17 protein-coding genes are annotated in these 16,396 nt (G+C 40.4%); 1 reads left to right on the plus strand and 16 read right to left on the minus strand.

Translation table 11 applies throughout. The features are described 5' to 3' along the window. Positions 1 to 5 precede the first annotated feature (5 nt). The 16 genes from nuoH to CBM24_RS26470 all read right to left on the minus strand — a co-directional run bounded on the left by nuoH (position 6) and on the right by CBM24_RS26470 (position 14,666). The gene (gene nuoH / locus CBM24_RS26390) at positions 6 to 1,049 is read right to left on the minus strand and encodes an NADH-quinone oxidoreductase subunit NuoH (protein WP_075990302.1); all 1,044 of its coding nucleotides are present in this window, start codon (positions 1,047 to 1,049) and stop codon (positions 6 to 8) included. 8 nt (positions 1,050 to 1,057) lie between these two features. Beyond that, entirely contained in the window at positions 1,058 to 2,077 is a 1,020-nt protein-coding gene (locus tag CBM24_RS26395; RefSeq protein ID WP_075990303.1) for a 2Fe-2S iron-sulfur cluster-binding protein, read from the minus strand. 30 nt (positions 2,078 to 2,107) lie between these two features. Then, positions 2,108 to 3,463: an NADH-quinone oxidoreductase subunit NuoF gene (nuoF, locus tag CBM24_RS26400; RefSeq protein ID WP_075990304.1), complete on the minus strand. Its 1,356-nt coding sequence runs from the start codon at positions 3,461 to 3,463 to the stop codon at positions 2,108 to 2,110. A gap of 1 nt (position 3,464) precedes the next feature. Further along, positions 3,465 to 3,986: a complex I 24 kDa subunit family protein gene (gene nuoE / locus CBM24_RS26405; protein ID WP_088163314.1), complete on the minus strand. Its 522-nt coding sequence runs from the start codon at positions 3,984 to 3,986 to the stop codon at positions 3,465 to 3,467. Continuing rightward, a complete protein-coding gene (locus tag CBM24_RS26410; RefSeq protein ID WP_075990306.1) occupies positions 3,979 to 5,214 on the minus strand; it encodes an NADH-quinone oxidoreductase subunit D in 1,236 nt (411 codons plus the stop codon). The genes nuoE and CBM24_RS26410 overlap by 8 nt, the downstream gene beginning before the upstream one ends. 10 nt (positions 5,215 to 5,224) lie before the next feature. Further along, complete coding sequence (locus tag CBM24_RS26415; RefSeq protein ID WP_075990307.1) at positions 5,225 to 5,722, minus strand: NADH-quinone oxidoreductase subunit C; 498 nt, start codon at positions 5,720 to 5,722, stop codon at positions 5,225 to 5,227. Next, the gene (locus tag CBM24_RS26420) at positions 5,723 to 6,274 is read right to left on the minus strand and encodes an NADH-quinone oxidoreductase subunit B (RefSeq protein WP_088163315.1); all 552 of its coding nucleotides are present in this window, start codon (positions 6,272 to 6,274) and stop codon (positions 5,723 to 5,725) included. A gap of 60 nt (positions 6,275 to 6,334) precedes the next feature. Next, the gene (locus tag CBM24_RS26425; protein WP_088163316.1) at positions 6,335 to 6,709 is read right to left on the minus strand and encodes an NADH-quinone oxidoreductase subunit A; all 375 of its coding nucleotides are present in this window, start codon (positions 6,707 to 6,709) and stop codon (positions 6,335 to 6,337) included. 119 nt (positions 6,710 to 6,828) lie between these two features. Then, a complete protein-coding gene (locus tag CBM24_RS26430) occupies positions 6,829 to 8,628 on the minus strand; it encodes a tetratricopeptide repeat protein (protein ID WP_088163317.1) in 1,800 nt (599 codons plus the stop codon). Positions 8,629 to 8,653: 25 nt separating this feature from the next. Next, positions 8,654 to 9,580, minus strand: a complete 927-nt coding sequence (locus CBM24_RS26435; protein WP_232475640.1) for a PstS family phosphate ABC transporter substrate-binding protein — start codon at positions 9,578 to 9,580, stop codon at positions 8,654 to 8,656. 330 nt (positions 9,581 to 9,910) lie between these two features. Next, positions 9,911 to 10,798, minus strand: a complete 888-nt coding sequence (locus tag CBM24_RS26445; protein ID WP_088163319.1) for an energy transducer TonB — start codon at positions 10,796 to 10,798, stop codon at positions 9,911 to 9,913. Positions 10,799 to 10,829: 31 nt separating this feature from the next. Next, entirely contained in the window at positions 10,830 to 11,387 is a 558-nt protein-coding gene (locus CBM24_RS26450; protein ID WP_075990314.1) for an ExbD/TolR family protein, read from the minus strand. Positions 11,388 to 11,411: 24 nt separating this feature from the next. Next, a complete protein-coding gene (locus tag CBM24_RS26455) occupies positions 11,412 to 12,074 on the minus strand; it encodes an ExbD/TolR family protein (protein ID WP_088163320.1) in 663 nt (220 codons plus the stop codon). Positions 12,075 to 12,175: 101 nt separating this feature from the next. After that, positions 12,176 to 13,000 carry a MotA/TolQ/ExbB proton channel family protein gene (locus tag CBM24_RS26460; RefSeq protein ID WP_088163321.1) on the minus strand — a complete coding sequence of 275 codons (825 nt, stop codon included), beginning with the start codon at positions 12,998 to 13,000 and terminating at the stop codon, positions 12,176 to 12,178. Between the two features lie 432 nt (positions 13,001 to 13,432). Further along, on the minus strand, positions 13,433 to 13,783 hold the full coding sequence (locus tag CBM24_RS26465; RefSeq protein WP_075990317.1) for a translation initiation factor: 351 nt from the start codon (positions 13,781 to 13,783) through the stop codon (positions 13,433 to 13,435). A 4-nt stretch (positions 13,784 to 13,787) separates the two neighbouring features. Next, positions 13,788 to 14,666, minus strand: coding sequence for a diacylglycerol/lipid kinase family protein (locus CBM24_RS26470; protein WP_075990318.1), 879 nt, complete (start codon positions 14,664 to 14,666; stop codon positions 13,788 to 13,790). 306 nt (positions 14,667 to 14,972) lie between these two features. Between CBM24_RS26470 and metK the strand changes: the two genes are divergently transcribed. Beyond that, complete coding sequence (metK, locus tag CBM24_RS26475) at positions 14,973 to 16,226, plus strand: methionine adenosyltransferase (protein WP_088163322.1); 1,254 nt, start codon at positions 14,973 to 14,975, stop codon at positions 16,224 to 16,226. Positions 16,227 to 16,396 lie beyond the last annotated feature (170 nt).

The raw sequence follows: 16,396 nt of genomic DNA on the forward strand, positions 1-16,396 counted from the left end.
CTTTCTTATGAGAAATAAGTATCTTTAATCAATGTAAATACACCTGTAAGTACAATATTGGCAATCGCCAATGGAATCAACATCTTCCAGCCTAGATTCATCAATTGATCGTAGCGGAAACGTGGTAAAGTCCAACGCACCCACATAAAGAAAAAGATAAACAGCAATATTTTAATGAAGAATACAACCACCCCGATGATCGTGATCATATTGGCAGATAATCCCAGATCATTCATAAAAGGGAAATTATATCCGCCAAAATAAAGTGATGCCATCAATGCAGAGGAAACGAACATGTTAATATATTCGGAAAACATGTAGAGTCCCAATTTCATGGAGGAGTACTCTGTATGGTAACCACCGACAAGCTCCGTTTCACATTCAGGCAAATCAAAGGGAACCCGATTACATTCGGCAAAAGCACAGACCATAAAAATGATAAAACCCAAGGGCTGTGCCCAGATATTCCAATTGACAAAGCCCGACTGCTGCGCAACGATTTCTTCCAGTGTCAAGGTACGCGTTACCATCAACAAAGCGATAAGCGACAATCCCATTGCAATCTCATAGCTTATACTCTGTGATGCTGCACGAATTGCACCCATAAGCGAGAATTTATTATTGGAGGCCCAGCCACCCAACATGATGCCATATACGCCAAGTGCAATCACACCAAACATATACAACACCCCAACATTGATTCCTTGCGCAACCTGCAAAGAAATTGTGCGATCTCCAATCTGCAATTCCTGCCCCCAAGGAATAACGGCTGAACTAATACATGCCGTTATAATCGCAATTGTAGGCCCCAAAATAAAGAGCACTTTGTGTGCGCCCGCCGGGATAATTTCCTCCTTAAAGAAGAATTTACCTCCATCACACAACGGTTGCAAAATACCAAAGAGACCAGCCCGATCAGGACCATATCGATCTTGCATAAAGCCTGCAATTTTACGTTCCGCAAGTGTCGAATACATCGCGATCACCAAGGTGATAACAAAAATAACAGACACCAGTATTAATTTTTCTATGACAAAAGACCACTCCATGTTTGTGATTATTTCAATTTTTCTGTTCTAGCCAACTGTTCGCGATTTTGTTCCTGTAGTAATGGATTCTCCTTAACAACTTTCGGCGGATTAAATAACTCGTAGTGATTGGCAGAAATGACGGAATGTCGGTCTATTTCTGTCGGTTCCTCCAACACCCAATCGCTTGTTTTTTTCTGATCAAAGCGACAGGTATTACAGATAAACTCTTCCACTTCACCAAACTCATCCTTTCGAGCAGTTACCCGAATGACCTCTTCTCCCTTATACCATAAGGTTACCTTACCCGAACATGTCGGACAGTCGCGATGAGCATCGACAGGCTTCGTAAACCATACCCTGTTCTTGAAACGGAAGGTTTTATCGGTCAAAGCGCCCACAGGACATACATCAATAACATTTCCGGAGAAATCATTATCGATTACATTTTCAATATAAGTCGATATCTCGGCATGATCTCCTCGTCCTAAGATACCGTGTACACGCTGGTCGGTCAACTGATTTGCGACATAAACACAACGGTAACATAAGATACAACGGTTCATATGCAATTGGATCTTATCGCCCAGATCAATGCGTTCGAAGGTACGTCGATCGAATTCGTAGCGTGTATGAGCGCTGCCGTGTTCATATCCAAGATCCTGCAATTTACATTCACCAGCCTGATCGCAGATTGGGCAATCTAAGGGATGGTTAATCAATAAGATTTCAACAACACCTTTTCTTGCTTCCACCACCTCTGGCGAAGTAATATTTTGTACTTCCATACCGTCCATCACCGTTGTACGACAAGAAGCCACCAATTTCGGCATCGGTCTTGGATCTTTTTCAGATCCCTTGGAGACTTTTACCAAACAGGTACGGCATTTACCGCCACTCCCCTCCAGTTTGGAGTAGTAACACATTGCCGGAGGGACTATATCGCCGCCGATCTGTCTCGCTGCATTTAATATGCTTGTCCCAGGAGCAACCTCTATCGGTATACCATCGATGGTGACCTTAAACTTTATATCTTCCGCTTCTGCCATGATATGATTAATTTATCGTTACAGCTTCTATTATGATACTATTGGTTGTAAAGGATCAGCATAATGTGCCAGTCCATAATTCCGTGTTTGTGACTCTTCCGGATGCAGGATATGCCATTCAAATTCATCCCTAAAATGTCTTATTGCTGCTGCCACAGGCCATGCTGCAGCATCCCCTAATGGACAGATTGTATTGCCTTCAATTTTCCGCTGCACATCCCACAGCAAATCAATGTCTGACATCGAGCCGTGACCGCTCTCGATCTTATGCAACACCTTCTCCATCCAGCCTGTTCCTTCACGACAAGGCGAACATTGACCACAGCTTTCATGATGATAGAATCGCGCAAAATTCCAGGTATTACGCACCACGCACTGATCCTCATCAAATACGATAAAACCACCTGATCCGAGCATTGTACCAGTTTGGAAGCCACCATCAGCCAATGACTCATAAGTCATCAATCGACTATTTCCAGCAGCAGTTTTCAAGATCAGATTAGCCGGTAAAATAGGCACCGAAGAGCCTCCGGCCACGACAGCCTTCATTCGTTTTCCGTTGGCAATACCACCACAATATTCGTCCGAGTAAATAAATTCTTCAACAGGCAGACCGAGTTCGATCTCGTAGACACCTGGTTTTACAATATTTCCGCTAGCGGAAATTAATTTTGTTCCGGTACTACGCTCTACACCGATCTTAGCATACTCTTCACCACCCAAATTTATAATGGGAACTGTCGTTGCAATAGATTCCACATTATTCACCACTGTCGGGCAGTTATATAAACCCGCTATCGCCGGAAAAGGGGGTTTAATACGCGGATTACCTCGTTTACCTTCTAAAGACTCTAATAAAGCCGTTTCCTCACCACAGATATACGCTCCACCTCCCGGTTGAACATAGATCTCCAGATCATACCCCGAACCTAAAATATTTTTACCCAAAAACCCTTTTTCCTTGGCTTCAGCAATAGCACGCTCCAAAATTCTGATCTGTGGCATCATCTCTCCACGCACATAGATATACGACGTGTGAGCCCCCAAAGCGAAGCTGGATACAATCATTCCCTCAATGAGTGCATGCGGAATATGTGTCATTAAATAACGGTCTTTGAATGTCCCTGGCTCAGACTCGTCGGCATTACAGACCAAATAGCGTGGCACCCCCTCAGGTTTAGCCAAAAAGGACCATTTCATCCCCGTAGGAAAACCAGCTCCCCCACGGCCACGTAATCCAGACTTCTTAACCTCTTCGACAACATCCTCAGGGGACATTGTCTTTAATACTTTTTCAACAGCAACATAACCACCTTTTTGTCGATAGACCTCAAAGGTATTGATGCCCGGAACATCGATATGAGTCAACAAAAGTTTACGTGCCATATTATTCTGTTTTAGCTTTTAAATTATCAATCAATTCGTCGACTTTATCTTCTGTCAGATTCTCATAGAATGTATATTCAGGGCCAATCTGTAAGACTGGTCCGAAACCACAGGCAGCCAAACATTCTACACCACGCCAAGAGAAAAGCCCATCGCTTGTGACCTGCCCCTCCTTTACACCGAGCTTTTGCTCTAAATGCCCCATAATACGCTCTGCACCGACCAAACAACAAGGCCCGGTACGGCAAATCTCCAGTACGTATTTTCCTTTGGGTTGCAACAGGAACATGGTATAGAAGGTTGCCACCTCATATACCTCAATCGGTAATATATTCAGGTAAACAGCAACCTTATCCATCGCATCTGCGCTGACCCAGCCGTATTCCGCCTGAACCAAATGTAAAATGGGCAATAAGCCCGATTTCTGCTTTCCTTCGGGATAACGGCTTACCACTTCTCCAAACTTGGCTAACAATTCTAGAGAAAACGTTACATTTTCATTATGTTGTTTTACACTAAGCATCTAATTCTCCAGCTATAACGTTAAGACTACTCATATTTATAATAGCATCTGAAATCAGCATTCCTGCACTCATTGGTGCAAACATCTGATAATTGACAAAAGAAGGTCTCCTGAAATGCAGACGATAAGGTGACCGTCCACCATCATGAATCAAATAAAAACCAAGTTCACCATTTGCCCCTTCGACCGCATGATAAACTTCGGCTTTAGGTGTATCCACCTCACCCATGACGATTTTAAAGTGGTAAATTAGAGCTTCCATATTGGTATACACCTGTTCTTTCGGAGGTAAATAGAAATCAGGAACCTCCGCATGGAAGACTCCTTTAGGCTCTTTCTCAATTTTCGCTAATGCCTGTTCAATAATCCGAAGTGATTGCCACATTTCGGCATTGCGAACCATGAAACGATCGTATACATCACCTGTCGTGCCAACAGGCACATCGAAATCAAATTCTTCATACGAGCAATAAGGATTCTGTACACGCACATCGTAATCTACACCTGTCGCACGTAAAATAGGACCAGACCAGCCATAATCCAGGGCATCTTCTGCTGTTACAGCAGCAACACCCGACGTTCGTTCTATAAAAATGCGGTTACGAACAAACAACTCTTCAAACTCTTGCAATACCGGAGGATAGCGTTTCAGAAATTCACGTATTTTCTCAAAGGCTATAGCATTGAAATCACGCTCGAAGCCTCCAATACGACCAATGTTCGTTGTCAGACGAGCGCCACAGATTTCTTCAAAGATTTCATAGATAAACTCGCGTTCCTGCATCACATACAAAAAGCCCGAAAAAGCACCCGTATCTACCCCCAAAATACCATTACAAATAATATGATCCGCAATACGGGCAAGCTCCATGACGATAACACGCATATATTGCACCCGCTTAGGAATCTCTATTTTAAGTAATTTTTCAACGGTCATATGCCAGCCCATATTATTGATTGGAGACGAGCAATAGTTTAGACGATCAGTCAAAGGTGTTATTTGATAAAAAGGTCGATGTTCAGCAATTTTTTCAAATGCGCGGTGAATATAACCGATCGTGGACACGCCACTCACAATACGCTCGCCATCGATTTGTACCACGTTCTGAAATACGCCATGCGTGGCGGGATGCGTGGGACCAATATTCAGGGTAATCAACTCGTCTTGCGGATCGTTGTCTTCGAAGACAGGCTGATTAGATGTTATCTTGCTTATAAATTCGCTCATATCGTATAAATTAACGGCCGAAATACAAATCTTTCTTATCTACGCGATTTGGATCCTCTAAAGGATATTCCTTACGCATTGGAAACACCTCCATATCATCTACATTCAAAATCCTCCTCAAATCGGGATGTCCTATAAAATTGACACCAAAAAAATCAAAAGTCTCACGCTCCATCCAGTTCGCACCTTTCCAAACGACGGTTGCTGTCGGAATCTCAGGATTCGGCCCATACAAAAAGACCTTCACTCGGATTCGGATATTATGAACGAGACTATGAATATGATAAACCACAGCAAACTCCTTTTCTAAATGCGGATAATGTACCGCCGTAATATCCGTGAGATGGATAAACTGCAACTCCTTATTCGATTTCAAGAAACGAAGTACATCAATCACATCTTCCGTATCCACGACAATCGTCAATAAATTGTGTGCATCTTGAATTTCGTTAATCTTTGCCGGAAAATTTCCTTGGAGCTTATCCAATAAAAAACTGTTTTCCATCATCTATTTATTTGTATGTATTCCGTACTTCTCAAGCAGCGCTTTGTATTCGGGTGTATTTCTCCGGTTCAATGATTCATTCTTTACAATATCCTGTAGACGCAACACACCATCCAAAATTGCTTCTGGACGGGGAGGACAACCAGGCACGTACACATCAACCGGTATAATTTCGTCTATTCCTTGTAGCACAGAATACGTATCGAAAATACCCCCACTAGATGCACAGGCCCCTACAGCAATTACCCAGCGCGGCTCGGCCATTTGGATATACACCTGCTTTAACACCGGAGCCATTTTCTTAGCGATGGTACCCATCACCAATAGCATATCTGCCTGACGCGGCGAAAAACTCGGGCGTTCGGCACCAAATCTAGCCAAATCGTAAGTAGAGCCCATCGTAGCCATAAACTCGATACCACAGCAGGATGTGGCAAAGGGTAAAGGCCATAAGGAGTTGGCTCGGGCCAAGCCAATGGCTTTGTCCAAACTTGTCGCAAAAAAACCTGCGCCTTCTACTCCCGGAGGAGCTTCTGCCAATTTTATATCACTCATGAAAAGTCGATTTATAGGTTTAAGTATTGCTGGCCCAAAGGCCAACCATCACGGGAATATCTAATCCCAACTCAATGCTTTTTTCTTGATCACATAGATAAAGCCCAACAAGAGCAGTCCCATGAAAATAAACATCTCGATCAAGCCCTGTAGTCCCATTTCCCGGAAGTTGACTGCCCATGGATACATGAAAATAACTTCAACATCAAATATGACAAACAGGATAGCGACCAAAAAATATTTTATGGAGAAAGGCTGCCTGGCATTTCCGACAACTTCAATTCCCGACTCAAAAGCTCCAAGCTTGTTTTCCGTGCGGACTTTTGGCCCGATAAGATGTGTAATAATTATGGTACCTACTCCAAATCCTACAGCTACTAAAAGCTGTATAAATATAGGCAAGTAGTCTATCGGCATACTATTGGCTTGCTCCATCTCAATTAAAATTTATATTGGTAACTATCTCTAAATATAGAGATTTCAAGGTAAAAATCAAAACAAAAAAGGCGTAGATATTACTATCTACGCCTAATTTAGAATGATTTTATTTAAGCTTATTTCAGGCCCTCTAAGTAACCTTTAACAGCTTCATTTGCCGGATCTATAGCCAATACTTTTTGGAAGCACTCCTTCGCTTTAGGAAGATCTTGCTTCACGTAATAGTAAAGTCCGATATATGTATTTGCATCGATCAAATAATTTTTATTCTTCTCTTGTGCGCCACGTTGATTGATGGTTTCGATCAATTTTTGGAATGGTGCAACAAAATCACCTTTAGGTTGCTCCAAGTTGTCCGCGGTTAAGGCAGCAAAAGCTTTATAATAAAGCGCATTGATCAAATATTTATCTTGTGCTTCTTTATTGTCTGTCGTTTCAATAACAGATAAGAAAGTCTGTGCTTTTTGCAAATCAGCAATTGCTTTATCTCTCAATTCTTGATTAACGACGACTTGTTCTTCATTCTTACTAGCAGCATCTTCCTTTGCACCGATTTGGTAATAGGCTTCTCCAGCATAGTAGTTTGCATCAAACAAATATGTTTTGTTATCTTTATAAGAAGCAACTAGCTCGAATAAAGAGGCTGCTGTCTGCAATTCTTGCTCTTGGTATTTAGCAAATGCCAACTCAGCTGTTTCTCCCAACAATTCTTTGTCTAAATCAATTGCTTTCTTAATATCAGCAATACCCTTTTGAATATTCGCCGTATTCTCTGCTGTCAATACCGGAGCCGCAGTAGCCGTGCTATCTGCACCAGCAGCCGCTGGTTTTGGGCTATTTGCAGCAATCTCAGACATACCTAGATACATATAATCCAATGGAATTACACGATCTTTTTCCATTTTGCTAAACATCTGGTTTAAGTACTCCAATGCTTTCGGATAATCTTTAGCTTTTTGGAAGGCGATATACCCCAAATAACGATAGATTTTTGGATCTACAGAAGGGTTTTGAGCTAATTCTTCAGAAACTACTTTCAAATCGTCGTATTGACGCGCGTAAACCAAGAAATCGGCATAACGGATTTTAGCTTCCAATGAATTATCACCCGCAACTTCCAGGTATTTTTTGTATTGCTCAACACCTTTTTTATTTAACTCGACATATTTCTCGTCAGAAGTACCCGGCAATCTAGACCATTGGTTATATGTTTCAGCCAACTCACGGTAAGTAGGTGCGTATGCCGGAGTTTCTGTAGCGATAGTCTGCAATTGTCCAATTGCCTCATCAAAAGCCTGCGCTCCACGTACGATAACAGCCTGTCCAACTTTCGCTTGTACTGAATTTGGATCGATATCAGTCGCTTCACCATAGCTTGTATAAGCTAATGAACCTTCTTTTAAACCACGGTATGCATCACCTAATGCGATAGGAATTGCAACATCTTTTTTGTTTTTTTCTTTCGCTTGCGTTAGGTATTCCAAAGCTTTCGCATAATCGGGCTCAGGCGTTTTTATATATGCACGACCGATTTCCAATAATGGCTCGTAATCTTTCTTACCTAATTTTGCTGTTGCCAAAGCGAATTTAGATTCAGCGCTCGCTTTATCCTTTTTCATTAAGTCAACATAGCCCAAACCTACATTGTTGATTGTAGCCTTTGGATCAGCAGCCAAACCTTGGTTGAAAATCGCAGCGGCAGAATCCGCTCTGTCGTTTACCAAATAAATTTGACCCAAATAGAAATAATTATCTCCATTCTTAGGTTGCTTAGTCACTAACTGTTGAAGGATAGTTTTCGCTTTACCATAATTTTCAGCCTCGATGGCTGCTCTAGCATCTTTCAAACTTTGTGCACTTACTGTGCCCACAGATCCCGCCAATAAAAGACTAAATAATAATTTACTGTTTGTCATAATCTATTTTTGTACTATTTATTATCTATTTAATATAACTTTCATCTCTAATAATGATCTCACGTCCAGGCATTGTAGCAGGAACCAGTCCAGCTTTCAATACAATACGTTGTCCACGATCTCCTGTCAAAAAGGCACTGAAGCCTAAACCTAAGCCCATATTCGGCTGATAGTTCATAATGTAGACAGGTCTTACAAAAGGATATAAGCCGTCGGCGATAGTCGATTGGGATGGTCTATAAAAACTGACCTTTTCGCCCTCCTTACCAACACTTTCGATGCTCAATGTACGAATTTTATCCAATAAATTCGAATTTTTTTCTACAGCTTTTAAATACCAATTATAACCAATAACGCCCACTGTATTTGCATTCTCGCTCACATATTTCATTACATCCTCACTATCTTTCAAAGCAGAAACAGCTTTCGGATCGATTTTGTTCAATTTAAAATAATCTTTCAAATAGCGTAGTGTGCTTGAATTGGCGTTGTCAAAGATCAGTCGTTGTCCTGCTAAGTTACCTTCCAACAAAGACTTAACGTCTTTTTGAGGCATTATAGTATCAGCACTGTTACGATTATTGATCAATACAACGGCATCCGACGCCATTTGGAATATTTTAGGTTGAATCCCTCGCTTTTTAAAGTAGCTATCTTCCTCATTTGTCAGCTTGCGCGTCAAAACAACCACATAGGCCGAATCGCCAAGCAATGCATTCACCGCTTTAATTTCAGGACGAGCAATAAGCTCCAAACTCGAATTTGGATAAGAGCTCTCAAACACATCCGCAGATTCTTGGATAATAGGCAACAAAGTTTGATCCACAATAACGGGCAGCTTACCTGTTAAAATATCATCGCCCTCTTTCGCTTGCTTTGTTTTATTTTTGCAGGAAACAAAAATGCCCATACAGATGCCAAGCATCACAAGAACCATTTTATATTTTCTCATATGATACATCATAAAATAAGACAGTTTAATTAAAAAATAGTTTAATTTTTGAAGAGAGAATTGGTTGTAGCCAAAAAGAAGAGGGCAGTTAATTAAAAATTATTTTGCCAAAGCCGTACAAATCGCATAAAAGAATACAGGATCAATACGACACCAAAGATTGTTTTGTAGGTTGGATTAATCTCAATGGGAAAATTGTCCCAGAATATAATCAAAAGGCCCAAAACAAAATAAAAGCCAAACATAAATAGTCCCAAAATAGACAGAAACCGCTTCAGAGGCGATTTCTGTCTATAATTTGAACTATTATTCGAATTAAAATTTGTCATTCTAATTTTGAAGGTTCAATCGAATTGGTAAAGTGTACGCTACACGAACTGGACGACCATTTTGAATACCAGGTTTCCATTTCTTCGCTTTCTTAAGCAACCTTACGGCTGCATCACCAGTACCATATTTCAAATCGCGTTTGATATTGATGTCTGTTAAGCTACCATCTTTTTCTACAACGAAAGATACCTCAACGACACCATTTACACCATTTTCAGTTGCCGCAGCTGGATACTCGTAGTTTGAACCTACCCAAGACATAAATGCTTGCATACCGCCTACAGGCATTGGCTGAACCTCGATGGCATTAAATGGAAGAATTTCATCTCCATTACCATTTGGATCGCCTTTTGCAGCACCAGTGATTGCGCCATCTTGTTTCTTCGAACCAAATTCACCACGTGCAACAGAAGTACCAGTCGGGCTACCTTTCAAAGTAATACGCGCTGGAGTTTTATTTGGATCTTTCAACTCTTCCTGAGAAGCAACTTCTTCCACAACTTTGTTTGCAGGAGCTACTTTAGGTTCAGGGAAACGAACCAAATCTTCTTTCGGTACATCCATAGCCACTTGTTGAGGTTTTTCTTCCGGTTCTTGTGGAAGCGGTTCCTCTTCTTCAGGCTCTGGTGGTTTGATTTCTTCAAGGTCTTCCAAAGTAACTTCAGTTACTGCAGGAGGAGCCTCAACGGCTTTCTTCGGGAACAGCTTACTTCCATAAACACTAAGGAAGCTGGCTATGACTACAATGCCGATAACGACAAGAAGTCCCCTGTTAGTCGCTTTAGGCGCTAGCTTACGAAGCTCATAAGCTCCGTACTCCTTATTGCGGCCTTGAAAAACGACGTCAAGCCATTCTTTCTTAAAAATATCTAATTTTGACCCTATCATCTTATTTTAGTTTTTTGTGTCAATCTAATAACTAATCATTATAGATATTGTCACGTTTTAACACGTCCACTTCCTCTGGAGTAATCTTTCCGATCATATAGCGTTTTACGTCTACAATTTTCATCTCGTCAAGAATGTCAACAAGATTACGTTGTGTACATTTATCACTCGGTCTTATGATTACGATCATGTCTTTACCGCCTGAAACGCGAGGTACATATGCCTTTTTCTCCATCAAAACCTTACGAATCCCATCTGCACCGTAACCAGCAACAGTAGGACCTTCGATCGGACGAGCAACTTGACCATATACCCAAGAGACTTTATTGTCAGAACCCAATAAAATTGTAAGTGAACGATTATCTGCTGTAAGCAATTCATCGCTTTGTTGCTCCTTAATTTTATTTTTGTCTGGCATAGCCACATCCATCGCTTGCGGTTTATTTAAGGACGTGGTCAACATGAAGAAGGTAATCAACAAGAATGCCAAATCCACCATCGCTGTAAGGTCGACCTTACCGCCATTCTTCTTGGATCTTACTTTCCCGCCTTTGCCTTTTTTACCACTATCCTGATTTAATTCTGCCATTGTTTGTTCTTATTAAATCGTCAATTATTTCTCCTCAGCACGCATGCCTGTTATGAAACTAAATTTGTTTTGCTTTTGATTGCGCAACGTTTCAATAACTAAATTAACCGAAGGATATTTTTCATTCGCATCTGCTTTGATAGCCATCTTTAAAGGTCCTGGATGCACGAAGTTTTTATCAGATGCTTCTTTTTCCTTATTTACTTCCTCAGCTGCAAGACGGGCATTTTGAACCCAGTAATACAACTCATTTGAAGTATTCTCTGTACTATCAACCGGGATACCAGTTTGCAGACCTTTTTCTGTACGCTTACTTCCATCCAGGGCCAATAATCCTTTCAATTTAGACATTGGTACACCAAAGTTTTCCATCAATTTGAAACGATCATAATCTTCTTGTGAAAAGCCAACGCCATATTTTGCGGACATTCTTTCTAGTGCTTTTACGCGAACCTGTTGATCAGTCGTACCGAAGAAAACTTTACCTTGATCGCCTATTGTGATCATACCTACATTTGAATCAGGTAACTTATCTTTTGTAGTCGATGCTGGGGTATCTACTTGCAAAGCCTCCGGTTGGCGCGCAGTCGCCGTTAAGACGAAGAACGTAAGCAGTAAGAACGATACGTCACACATCGCTGTCATGTCGATCGACGTACTGGCTCTTTTTACTTTTGCTTTACCCATTTTAAATTCTTCTTTTTAAATTAAAAACTCAATCTTCTATCCTATGATGCTTTTGATTTTTGATTTCCATAAAATAAAATCAAAAACTTTCATCATAGTTCTTATTTGTGGTTTGCAGCGTATGTTTGTACGATTGAGAAACCAGCTTCGTCGATAGAGTAAGTTAATTTATCGATTTTTGCAGTAAAGATGTTATACAATACGATAGCGAATGTTGAAGTCGCGATACCAGTTGCTGTATTGATCAAGGCCTCAGAGATACCGTTTGCCAATTTAGCTGAATCTGGAGCACCACCTGTTGCCAATGCCGAGAAGGCTTTGATCATACCTGTTACCGTACCCAATAGACCACATAATGTACCGATAGAAACTAATGTAGCGATAACGTTTAAGTTTTTCTCTAACATTGGCATTTCTAATGCTGTAGTTTCTTCGATTTCTTTTTGAATTGCAATAGCAGCTTTTTCAGTGTTTACTTCAGGATCTGCAGATACTGATTTGTATTTCAATAAACCAGCTTTTACAACATTTGCTACTGAACCTTTTTGTTTGTCACACTCAGCGATAGCTGAATCGATGTTTCCGCCATTGATTAACGTTTGGATCTTACGAACGAAGTTTCCTACGTTACCATTACCAGAAGCTTTGTTAATAACGATAAAACGTTCTACGGAGAAAACCCATACCATTAAGAATAAACCAAGCAAAACAGGAACGATAGCCCCAGCATGGTAAACCATTCCTAAATAGTTACCTGGATTTGGAGCATTTTCATTATTGTTGTCAACAAAGTTTGCAGGGTTACCCATTACAAATTTCCATAAACAGAAACCAACGATGAAACAGATGATGATTGCAGCTTGAGCGAAGAAAGATCCTCCGTTGTTGCTCTCTTGTTTTGCAGCAGTTTTAGGTGCGTTTGCCATTTTTCTAATTTTTAGTTTTTTACTGTTGTTTAAATATATAATGTTGTTTAAATTATATGCACTCTTATTCGCTTTTGAAACCAATTTTGCAAAGCAAATTTAATATTTAATGTCAAATTTAAAATATTCCTCTTAAATATATAAAAAAAATCAAATTTGTTTTTAAAACTGAATACACCATTAATCAGTGTTATTTTTCTCAGCAGTTCCCGTTATATAATCATTGTTACTCTATGCTAAATCGCTTATTCGCAATAATTATTTTACAATGAAAGCCATTTTTTTTTTGATATGCAAAAAAATCAAGGATTTTAAACGACAAAAAGTAAGTGATTACTCATGTTTTCGAACAGCCAGACATCCCACACTCAAAGCATACTTGCCTAATAGACAATTCATTAGATTTACCACTATTATCCCTGATATACTTGTTTAACCACCAACCAATTTTACGCGATACCCCTCTTTAAGTAACAAATCATAGATCTTTTGTTTAAACTCTCCCTGAATGATGACCTCCCCGTCCTTCACTGTTCCACCCACTCCGCACTTCGTTTTCAACAATTTACCTAAGTTCTCCAAGTCTTCCGCTTTTCCAACGAACCCCGTAACCAACGTAACAACTTTCCCCTTCCGCATTTTCCGGTCAAGCTGCACTTTTAAGTTTTGCTGATTTACAGGTAACGTATCTGCTTCCTGAAAAAAATCAGCCAGCTGATAGCTGAAGCTGTCGTCTGTTGAATATACAACGCCCTCATAGGACTGTTTCTTATTTTTACTCATGATCTTAACAAATTATCTTTAACGCTTTTGGCATAATGGAAATATCCAATTTATCGCCAAGTTCGATCGGCTCCCCATCCACATGAACCGGTGACACCTTATCAATCTCGATCTGTATGTTCTTTCCAGGAATGATCTCGACATAACTGGACTGATCTGCCGATTTATTAAAAAGATGGAAAATCATCTTTGGCAAAATGTAAAGCGGAAATTTGTGCACGATACAGACATCTAAAATGCCATCGTTAACCGAAGCCTGTGGTGCGATATAGGCATTATTTCCATATTGGGGAGAGTTCGCTACACTGATCATAAACGCTTGCCTTTCGTAAACCTTTCCATCAATCGTTAATTTATAATGGGCAGGTTGGTATTTACTGAGCACATTAAAAACGGACTTCATATAGCCCAAAGGTCCACGAATATTTTCATTGGCAAAATTTTCACTTACAGAGGCATCAAAACCTAAACCCGCGATATTAAAAAATCGTCTATCATTAATCACACCACAATCCACCTCTATCGATTCAAAACGATTAATCCGTCGGATAGCAGCAGCTTCATTCATTGGAACCCCCAAGTAAAGCGCCAGGCCGTTACCAGAACCTTCAGGAATAATCCCCAATGGAATTCCAGATCCTACCAAAGCGGAGCCCAGTTCATTGATCGTCCCATCACCACCGACCGCGATAACTGCATCATAGCCTTCTTTGACCGCTTTCAGCCCAATTTCGTAAGCATGGTTCGGTCTCGCAGTCTGCTGAAAAGTAGGGTCAAACTTCTGCAGATCAAGCACATCCAGCACTTGTTTTTTAAAGGAAGTTTTATTTTTCCCCCCTGAAATAGGATTAATAACAAACAGTATTTGTTTACGTTCTGACATATCCAAAGATAGCGGAAATTACCAATTTCTTAAAATAATGTAATCTTTATACTAATTAACGCACTTCCCTATGCTTTTAAAAGTTAAAATATAAATTTGATTTTAAATAATCCTCAAAGTATTGTAGCTTTGTCGCACAAAAAAAATAGAATGTGGACTGATTTGCGTGCTGTTGCATTACAAGGCAACGACAAGGAGATTGCAACCACAGTAAAAAAGTGCTAAAAACCCTTCGCTATCACGGCTCTTATCACTTTGCTGTTATTTCATTCTAGCGCAAATCCAATATTAAAAATTACGTAAAGCATGGCTTATTTATTTACGTCAGAATCTGTTTCTGAAGGGCATCCAGACAAAATTGCGGATCAAATTTCAGATGCATTAATAGACAATTTTTTAGCATGGGACGAGGATTCTCGCGTCGCTATTGAAACACTAGTAACCACAGGACAGGTTGTCCTTGCCGGGGAAGTTAAATCAAACATATACCTCGATGTTCAGAAAATAGCCCGTTCGGTGATCCAAAAGATTGGCTACACCAAGTCTGAATACATGTTCGAGGCAAACTCCTGTGGCGTTCTTTCGGCGATTCACGAGCAGTCTGCTGATATCAACCAGGGCGTAGACCGCAAGACAAGGCAAGAACAAGGTGCGGGCGACCAAGGTATCATGTTCGGTTATGCAAACAACGAAACTGAAAATTTTATGCCTCTGGCATTGGACCTATCACATCGCTTACTTTATGAATTGGCCGAGCTACGTCGCGAAAATAACGAAATCAAGTATTTGCGCCCGGACGCAAAATCTCAGGTTACCCTTGAGTATAGTGACGATCACAAACCAAAAAGAATCGAAGCAATCGTAATCTCCACACAACATGACGACTTCGATACGGAACAAGTTATGTTGGATAAAATTACACATGACATCAAAACGATCTTGATTCCTCGTGTTAAAGCACAATTGAAACCAGAACTTCAGTTGTTATTTAACGATGAAATTAAGTTTCATATCAATCCAACTGGAAAATTTGTTATCGGTGGACCTCACGGAGATACAGGACTTACCGGTCGCAAGATCATTGTCGATACCTACGGCGGCCGAGGTGCACATGGTGGCGGGGCTTTCTCAGGAAAAGATCCATCTAAGGTAGACCGTTCAGCTGCATACGCAACGCGCCATATTGCTAAAAACTTAGTGGCAGCAGGTGTTGCAGATGAAATTCTCGTACAGATTTCCTATGCAATTGGTGTAAAAGATCCTATGGGAATCTATGTAAATACCTATGGAACGAGCAAAGTAAATTTGACCGATGGCCAGATTGCTGAAAAAATTGCTCATTTGTTTGATATGACTCCCTACGGAATTGAAACGCGTTTGGGTCTGAGAAATCCAATTTATTCAGAAACGGCTGCCTATGGACACATGGGAAGAACACCAAAAAAAGTAACCAAGGAATTCGAGAGCTCAACTGGCGAGAAAAAGCAAATTGAGGTTGAACTTTTTACTTGGGAAAAACTGGATTATATCGATAAAGTGAAAGAAGAGTTTGGTTTGTAAGAACCTACCCTCCATAAAAAGAAAAAAGGAAGACATGATGTCTTCCTTTTTTTGTTTGTTAAAAACGCCTATTTTTCATTAAACACAAAAAACCTTTTCTCACGATGAGCGTCATTGGTATTGGTGAATTCACGAAGGTTTTGTATCTTAAAGCTTCTAAACCGTTTCAA

Origin of the sequence: Sphingobacterium sp. G1-14, from assembly GCF_002196555.1 — a bacterium.
GTDB classification, from domain to species: Bacteria; Bacteroidota; Bacteroidia; order Sphingobacteriales; family Sphingobacteriaceae; genus Sphingobacterium; species Sphingobacterium siyangense.

Bases quoted from the DNA above. Each gene is read 5' to 3' on its own strand.
- CBM24_RS26420 (WP_088163315.1), bottom strand. From the start codon at position 6,274: ATGAGTGATATAAAATTGGCAGAAGCTCCTCCGGGAGTAGAAGGCGCA.
- CBM24_RS26465 (WP_075990317.1), bottom strand. From the start codon at position 13,783: ATGAGTAAAAATAAGAAACAGTCCTATGAGGGCGTTGTATATTCAACA.
- CBM24_RS26415 (WP_075990307.1), bottom strand. From the start codon at position 5,722: ATGATGGAAAACAGTTTTTTATTGGATAAGCTCCAAGGAAATTTTCCG.
- CBM24_RS26445 (WP_088163319.1), bottom strand. From the start codon at position 10,798: ATGATAGGGTCAAAATTAGATATTTTTAAGAAAGAATGGCTTGACGTC.
- CBM24_RS26395 (WP_075990303.1), bottom strand. From the start codon at position 2,077: ATGGCAGAAGCGGAAGATATAAAGTTTAAGGTCACCATCGATGGTATA.
- CBM24_RS26410 (WP_075990306.1), bottom strand. From the start codon at position 5,214: ATGAGCGAATTTATAAGCAAGATAACATCTAATCAGCCTGTCTTCGAA.
- CBM24_RS26425 (WP_088163316.1), bottom strand. From the start codon at position 6,709: ATGGAGCAAGCCAATAGTATGCCGATAGACTACTTGCCTATATTTATA.
- CBM24_RS26450 (WP_075990314.1), bottom strand. From the start codon at position 11,387: ATGGCAGAATTAAATCAGGATAGTGGTAAAAAAGGCAAAGGCGGGAAA.
- CBM24_RS26460 (WP_088163321.1), bottom strand. From the start codon at position 13,000: ATGGCAAACGCACCTAAAACTGCTGCAAAACAAGAGAGCAACAACGGA.
- metK (WP_088163322.1), top strand. From the start codon at position 14,973: ATGGCTTATTTATTTACGTCAGAATCTGTTTCTGAAGGGCATCCAGAC.
- nuoH (WP_075990302.1), bottom strand. From the start codon at position 1,049: ATGGAGTGGTCTTTTGTCATAGAAAAATTAATACTGGTGTCTGTTATT.
- nuoE (WP_088163314.1), bottom strand. From the start codon at position 3,986: ATGCTTAGTGTAAAACAACATAATGAAAATGTAACGTTTTCTCTAGAA.
- nuoF (WP_075990304.1), bottom strand. From the start codon at position 3,463: ATGGCACGTAAACTTTTGTTGACTCATATCGATGTTCCGGGCATCAAT.
- CBM24_RS26430 (WP_088163317.1), bottom strand. From the start codon at position 8,628: ATGACAAACAGTAAATTATTATTTAGTCTTTTATTGGCGGGATCTGTG.
- CBM24_RS26470 (WP_075990318.1), bottom strand. From the start codon at position 14,666: ATGTCAGAACGTAAACAAATACTGTTTGTTATTAATCCTATTTCAGGG.
- CBM24_RS26455 (WP_088163320.1), bottom strand. From the start codon at position 12,074: ATGGGTAAAGCAAAAGTAAAAAGAGCCAGTACGTCGATCGACATGACA.
- CBM24_RS26435 (WP_232475640.1), bottom strand. From the start codon at position 9,580: ATGAGAAAATATAAAATGGTTCTTGTGATGCTTGGCATCTGTATGGGC.